Here is a 7222-nt window from a genome sequence, read left to right on the forward strand (position 1 = left end):
TTGTTCTATTTTTCGGTAATTTTATAAAACACAAGGGAACAGGGAACAGGGAACAGGGAACAGGGAACAGGGAGTAGGGAGCAGGGAGCAGGGAGCAGGGAAGAGAGAAGAGGGAAGAGGGAAGAGGGAAAAAATAATGTGTACCTCATAGCTACGATAAACGCTATAGTTAATCAGAGATTGTTGATAGTGCAATTAGTTTAGAGATTGCAGTTGCTTTCCAGACAAGTCCTAAGGGTTTGAGCTAGAACTCCAACATTGGGTTCTCGCATCATCGTGAAATGGTTGCCTGGAATCTTGTGAATTGTAACAGGTTGAGCAGAAATCTCTCCCCAGCCCCAAGTTGGGTCTTCCAGTATTGTTGTTTCACCGAGGGTAGCCTCAAAGACTTCTGTTTCCATAGCTCGGAAGAAAGTAATTGCAGTTGGGTAACTCTCCTGTGGAATATAGTCAACATCAGCTTGAACGTTAGCTTTGTAAATTTGAAAAATGCGTTTTAGTTCACCTTGGCTTAAATTCAAACCACCTATGGTCAATCTTTCCAGAAGGTAATCTAATTTGCGGTCTTCTCCAATAGATTGAAGTTTTTCAGGATCAACTTTGACCGCTTCTCCCAAAGAACCTTGATAGAAACTGCTTAGATCGTCGATCAGTTTGCTATTGTCCCACTCAGCAAAATCTTGATATTTTTGCAGATTTGTCCCTAAACCATCCATAATGGCAAGTAAAGCTACCTCCTGTCCCTGATTTTTTAACTGTTGAGCCATCTCAAAAACCACCTTTCCTCCTGCTGAATGACCGCCCAGAAAATATGGACCCTTAGGCTGAACGGCTTGTAAGGCTTTGATGTGATGGGCTGCTATGTCTTCCATTCGGGTTAATGGCTTTTCCCCCTCATCTAAACCAAGGGCTCGCAAGCCGTATAAAGGTTGCTCTGAATCTAGGTGTTGTGCCAAGGGATAGATATCGAAAACATTTCCCAAGACTCCGGGGACAAAGAACAGAGGAAGTTTTGAACCATTTGGCTGAATCGATACTAAGGTAGAGTGGTAAGAGTCATCCTCAACTATACCTTGTTGAATTGCGGCATCGGTTAAACTTTTTGAGTCCTCCAAGTGAGCAACTTCTTGAGCCAAATAACTAGTCAACGCTTCCGGTGTGGGATAGTCAAAGAGTAAAGTAGAAGGCACAGACAAACCCAGACTCAATTGAAGAGCATTTCTCAATTCAATAGACATCAAAGAATCTAATCCTAAGTCTATGAGTTTTTGCTCTAATGTTATTCGCTCAGGAGAAATTCCGAGTACCTTGGCTACCTGCGCCCGGACGTGAGTAACCAATAATCCCTGACGCTCTCCCACAGGAACTGTCTCCAATTGCTTACGCAACTCAACCGGCGGAGATGATGCTTGTTGATGCTTGTTATTTCGTTCTTTTACAGATTTAAGTTTGACCCATCGATCGATACGAGCTTGTAAATCTCCACTGGAAACAATAATTTGATCGAGTTCTGGAGTGGATAAAACCCTTTCAAAAGCTTGGATACCTTCTTCTGGAGTTATGGCAAATTCAGCCAGCCCTGCTGCAATCTCATAATTTTGATCTTGTTTCTCGAATTCCCAAGTCTCCCAGTTCACACTCAGCCAAGGAACGGAATTACTTCGGTTCTGCTGGTGAACGAAAACATCCATAAACAAATTGGCCGCTGAGTAAGCAACGTCCCCCAAACCTCCTAGCACTGATGCTATGGAGGACATTAAGATGCAAAAGTCAAGGTTTTTGTTTTGCAAAACCGTTGATAAAACTATGGTTCCCTGTACTTTTCCTTGAAAGTGCTGCCAAATATCAGTTTTAGTTATTTCCTTGATGGAACACAATGCTTTGTCTCCAGTAAACATAACACTGTGGATGACTCCATTGATGTTACCAAAGCGAGCCTCTGCTTGTGCGACTACAGCCTCCATTTGTTGTCCATCGGCTACATCAGCACTGAGTACCATCACCTCGGCTCCCATAGCCTCCATAGCCTGCAATTTCTGAATTTTGCGACTAATCCGATCCTCTGCATTGTGAGTAGCTAGCCATTGAGACCAATCATCCCTGGCAGGAAACTGCGAACGCCCTATTAAGATTAGTTTGGCGCGTACAGTTTTTGCCAAGTGTAACCCTAGGGACAGACCAATCGCCCCTAGTCCACCGATAATCAGATAAACCCCTTCTTCTGTCAGAGGTAATGTCTCTGCTCCAGGTGTTTCTAATCCCATGGGTTCAAACTTTTGCACCCAGCGATGTTTACCCCGGTAAGCGATGGTTAAATCTTCCGACTGTGCTGTAATTTCTGCCAGTAGTTGGGTTAGAAGTTTTTCCTGCTTTTGCTTTTGGGATGGGGGAAGAACAATATCAATACTGCGACAGTTTATATTTGGATATTCTTGTCCAATCACTTTACAGGCTCCCAGCAATGTTGCTTTCTCTGGAGATAATACTTCCTCTCCGCTCACTTCCTGCAGGTTGTTTGATACAACTGTAAGTTGGAGTGGATCGATCAAATTCAGTTTGTCAAGGGCTTGGGCAAGAAATATCAGGCTGTATAAACCCAAATCCTGAGACGCTTCAAAAGATTCTATTCCTAATTCTGTGTGGTTATTTGGGGTGACACTCCAGAGATGAATAATGCTACTGGGGTTTTTATTCAGTTGTTTCAGTTCTTGGAGTAGGGTATGGTAGTCATCAGCTTGGGTCGGGTTAATGGTGTAGACGCGATCGCTGTGCTTAGCAAACTCCGAACCGCGACTCACCCTTACAACGTCACTCCCCTGTATTGCCAGTTTTTCTGCTAGTTCCTCTCCCAGTCCGCACTCATCGATAAATACTAGAGTGTCAGACTCAAGCAGCTTTTCACCTGGTTGATAAGCGGGGGTAATAGACCGTTTCCAAGATGGAATATAAAACCAGTCAGTAATATCCGGCTTTTTACCTATATCTTTTGGTGCGATCGCTTTTAGCGCTGGGGCTACCGCGCCAATCGCTCCTGGGGATGTTGAAGGGGCAGTTATTCCCATTAAACTATCCTCTGGACTCACCCAATAACGTTGCCTTTGAAAAGGATAAGTGGGTAAGGGAATGCGGTGACGAGCAAAGTCTTGGTCAAAACCGAGCCAATTGACTGGCACACCATGCAAATATAGTCCTGCTAAACTGGTTAATATTTGTTGCCAATCTTCTTGTCCAGGACGCAAACTAGGTAACCATAACCCTTGATGTTCGGGGAGACACTGACGACCCATTCCTAATAAAATTGGTTTGGCTCCAATCTCTACCAATACATCTATCCCAAGTTTTTCCAAGCTTGACATACTAGCCATAAATTGTACTGGTTGCCGGAGATGATCGCACCAATATTTGCTAGTGGTTATTTCTTCTGTGGCTAATTCTCCCGTAACATTACTGATCAGTTTTAACTGTGGTAAATTAAACCGCACCTGTGCCACCACCTGCTCAAACTCTGCCAATATCGGTTCCATCAAGGGAGAGTGGAAAGCATGGGAAACAGTTAATTTCTTGGTTTTGACTCCCTTTGCGGCAAGATTGCGCTCAATGGTGTTAATCGCGGCTCTTTCTCCCGAAATTACCACACTCTGGGGTCCATTAATCGCAGCAAGAGAGACATCCCGGCCATAGGGTTTAATTGCTTCTGCTGCTTCTGCAACTGAAGCTAACAACGCTAGCATTTCTCCGTCTTGGGGTAAGGATTGCATCAACCTACCCCGTTCGGCAATTAGTTTCAGTCCGTCTTCTAGGCTAAAAACCCCAGCAACACAAGCCGCCACATACTCCCCAATGCTATGACCCATAACTACATCGGGTTCGATACCCCAGGATTTCCACAACCCGGCCAGGGCATATTCAATGGCAAAGATGGCAGGTTGGGTATAGCTTGTTTGGTGAATGGGTGAGTCAGGTTCTGTTCCCTGTTCCCTGTTATCTAAATCCGGGTAGAGAACTTCCAACAAGGGAATATCTAAGTAGGAACGGAGGATGCGATCGCATTCGTCTAAAGTTTTGCGGAAAGTGGGCTGAGTTTGGTAGAGTTGACGACCCATACCAATATACTGAGAACCTTGTCCGGTAAACACAAAGGCAATCTGCTTGGTAGAGTCTGCTTTGAGGGAGTGAATTGTTGGGGGTTCGGAACTATCGTTGATATCAACAGGCTTTCCAAACCTTTGCAACTGCTCCAGAAGGTCTTGAGTGGAGCCAGCAATAACAGCCAAACGATGGTTAAAATGCTGACGTCCACCATTGGCAGTAAAACAGATATCACCAATCTCTGCCTTTGGATCGGACTCCAGATAAGTTATATAATTCTGTACCGACTCTGCCACAGCCTGCTCTGTTTGCCCTGATAGAGTCAAAATATGCACAGAACGTTCACTTTTGACTTTTGCATCACCCCCGTCGATCCCCCTCCCGTCCCCCTTAGCAAGGGGGAAGCCATGGGATGCTTCGCTTATGCCCCCCTTAGCAAGGGGGAAGCCATGGGATGCTTCGTTGTTGCCCCCCTTATTAAGGCCATGGGATGCTTCGCTTATGCCCCCCTTATTAAGGGGGGTTAGGGGGGATCCACTTTCAACTTGTTTCGGGGCTTCCTCCAGAACAACATGGACATTGGTTCCGCCCATACCGAAAGAACTGACTCCAGCACGGAGAGGGGTGACTTTTGCTTCCCATGGGGTGAGGGCTGTATTAACGTAAAAGGGACTATTGGGGAAATCTATGTTGGGATTGGGTTCTTTAAAATGCAAACTTGGTGGGATGGCTTTATTGTGGAGTGCCAGCACTGTTTTAATTAGACCTGCTATCCCTGCGGTCACATCGAGATGCCCGATATTAGTTTTCACCGATCCAATCGCGCAAAAATTATTGTCCTGGCTGTTCGTACTTTGTCGAAACGCTTTTGTCAGTGCTGCAATCTCAATTGGATCTCCCAGGGGTGTCCCAGTTCCATGGGTTTCCACATAACTCACCGTCCTAGGATCTATGTTAGCCATCGCCAGTGCTTCGGAAATGGCTGCTATCTGTCCTTCTATGCTAGGAGCTGTGTAGCTAACTTTAACCGCCCCATCATTATTAATTGCTGACCCTTTGATGGTGGCATATACATGGTCTCCATCAGCGATCGCTTCCTCTAATCGCTTCAAGACAACTATGCCAACTCCACTACCAAATAAAGTTCCTTGACCTTCAGCATCAAAAGCACGACAGTGACCATCGGGAGACAACATCATGCCTTCTTGGTATAAATAACCAGTCTTTTGAGGAACGAAGATCGAAACCCCCCCAGCTAGTGCTAAGTCAGATTCACCACTGCGTAAACTCTGACAAGCTAAGTGAACCGCAACTAGTGAGGTGGAACAGGCAGTTTGAACATTAAGACTCGGCCCTTTTAGGTTCAATTTGTAGGAGACCCGCATGGGTAAGTAATCTCCCCCATTGCCTAGGTCGGTATGGACATCTTTAGTGCCCCTAAATAGACAATGGGTAAGCAAAGGACTTGTCCGAGAAGATCCTAAGCTATGAGATATATTGTTAATTAGATAGGTGCTGGGACTCGAACCCCCATAAACTCCCACCGCACCTGGATAATTTCCAGGATTATAACCAGCAATTTCCAGTGCTTCCCAAGCACATTCCAGGAAAAGCCGATGTTGGGGGTCCATTAGTTCAGCTTCTTTATCGCTGTAGCCGAAGAACTCAGCATCAAATAGGTCAATATCTGGCAAGATAGGACTGGCTTTAACATAATTGGGGTGTTCGATCCAGTTGGGATCTTCTAGCTCAATTTCGCGATCGCTAAAGAAGGAAATTGATTCTACCCCATCTCGTAAATTGTTCCAGAAAGCATCGGTATTGTTTGCCCCAGGAAACCTACAAGACATACCCACTATGGCTATATCGGAGCCATGCCCGATGGATTTCTTTCTTTTCTCGTACTGCTTAGCGGCTGTTTTTCCTCCCTTATCTTGCTCCAAGTGTTGAGCTAGAGTAGCGATGGTTGGGTGTTCAAACAGTGTTGTTACAGGTAGATGAATTGCAAAGATTTTGCTCAGGTTTTTGTGAACCCGGATCAGCAGTAAAGAATTACCACCTAAATCAAAGAAATTATCATTAATTCCTACTTCCTCTAACTGAAGTACTTCTTGCCAAATCTGAGCAATACGTTTCTCTGTATCGGATTGGGATTTGACTAAAGGTACTGCCAATTCTGGGCGAGAATGGTCTATACTTGGTAGTTGGCGACGATCCAACTTACCCATCGGTGTCATGGGAATTTTATCGATTACCACAAACACCGATGGAATCATATGAGGAGGTAAATGGTCTTGTAAGTGATGACGTAACCTTAATTTTAACTCCCTAATCTGCTGGGGTTCAGTGCTTTGTTTCTGAGGTACGAAATAGGCGATCAGTTTCTTTTCTGCTTCTTCTTTGCCTTGAAGAATAACTACACAGCTTTTTATTTCAGGATGTTCTAATAAGGTGTTTTCAATCCCAGCTAAAGATACATTATATCCCCGCAGATTGACCATATAATTACAACGACCCCTAATTTCTAGTTTGCCGTTGGGTAAAATAGCTGCTAAATCTCCTGTTCTAAAAAAGCGATTGCCGTTCAGGTCAACAAGCTTTTCAGCAGTCAATTCTGGTTTATTAAAATATGCTTGAAATAGGCAGGGACTCTTAATATACATCTCCCCTTCTTTCCCTGGAGTAACTTGCTGCCCATTCTCATCCAATAAAATTATTTCATCGTCTTCAAAAGGAATCCCAACAGCACAGAATCCTGATGGTAAATCTTCGCTTTCTCGCAGGTTATCAATAGCAACGGTAAAACATTCATTTATCCCATAATAATTGAATAAGCGAGCAGATGGTAGTCTATCTATCAATTGATATTTTAGTTGTTGTGTTAGTGCTTCTCCGGTTACCCAAAAAACTTCCAAGCCTGATAATTTTGCAGTAATAGTTTCGATTTCAATTGTATTAAATATACTTTGTATTAAGGAAGGAGATATGGTGAGTTCCTTGATTTTATTTTGAAATATTAAATCTAAAAATTGCTCATGATCGTAAATTATTTCATCAGGAACAATATATATAGTTGCACCTTTAATCCAAGGTCTATATATTTCCCATTGAAATAATACATATGCTATAGGAT

Annotated in this window: 2 protein-coding genes; both read right to left on the reverse strand. The window is 43.9% G+C overall.

The window, feature by feature from the left end:
* Positions 1-5 precede the first annotated feature (5 nt).
* Positions 6-149 (reverse strand): hypothetical protein, encoded by a 144-nt coding sequence (locus F6K38_RS32045; RefSeq protein WP_158026751.1) that lies wholly within the window; start codon positions 147-149, stop codon positions 6-8.
* A gap of 51 nt (positions 150-200) precedes the next feature.
* Positions 201-7217: a type I polyketide synthase gene (locus F6K38_RS32050; RefSeq protein WP_287359100.1), complete on the reverse strand. Its 7017-nt coding sequence runs from the start codon at positions 7215-7217 to the stop codon at positions 201-203.
* Positions 7218-7222: the final 5 nt, after the last annotated feature.

Origin of the sequence: Moorena sp. SIO3B2 (genome assembly GCF_010692525.1) — a bacterium.
GTDB lineage: Bacteria > Cyanobacteriota > Cyanobacteriia > Cyanobacteriales > Coleofasciculaceae > Moorena > Moorena producens.

Excerpts from the sequence above, each read along its gene's own strand:
- F6K38_RS32045 (WP_158026751.1), bottom strand. The coding sequence starts at position 149 with ATGAGGTACACATTATTTTTTCCCTCTTCCCTCTTCCCTCTTCTCTCT.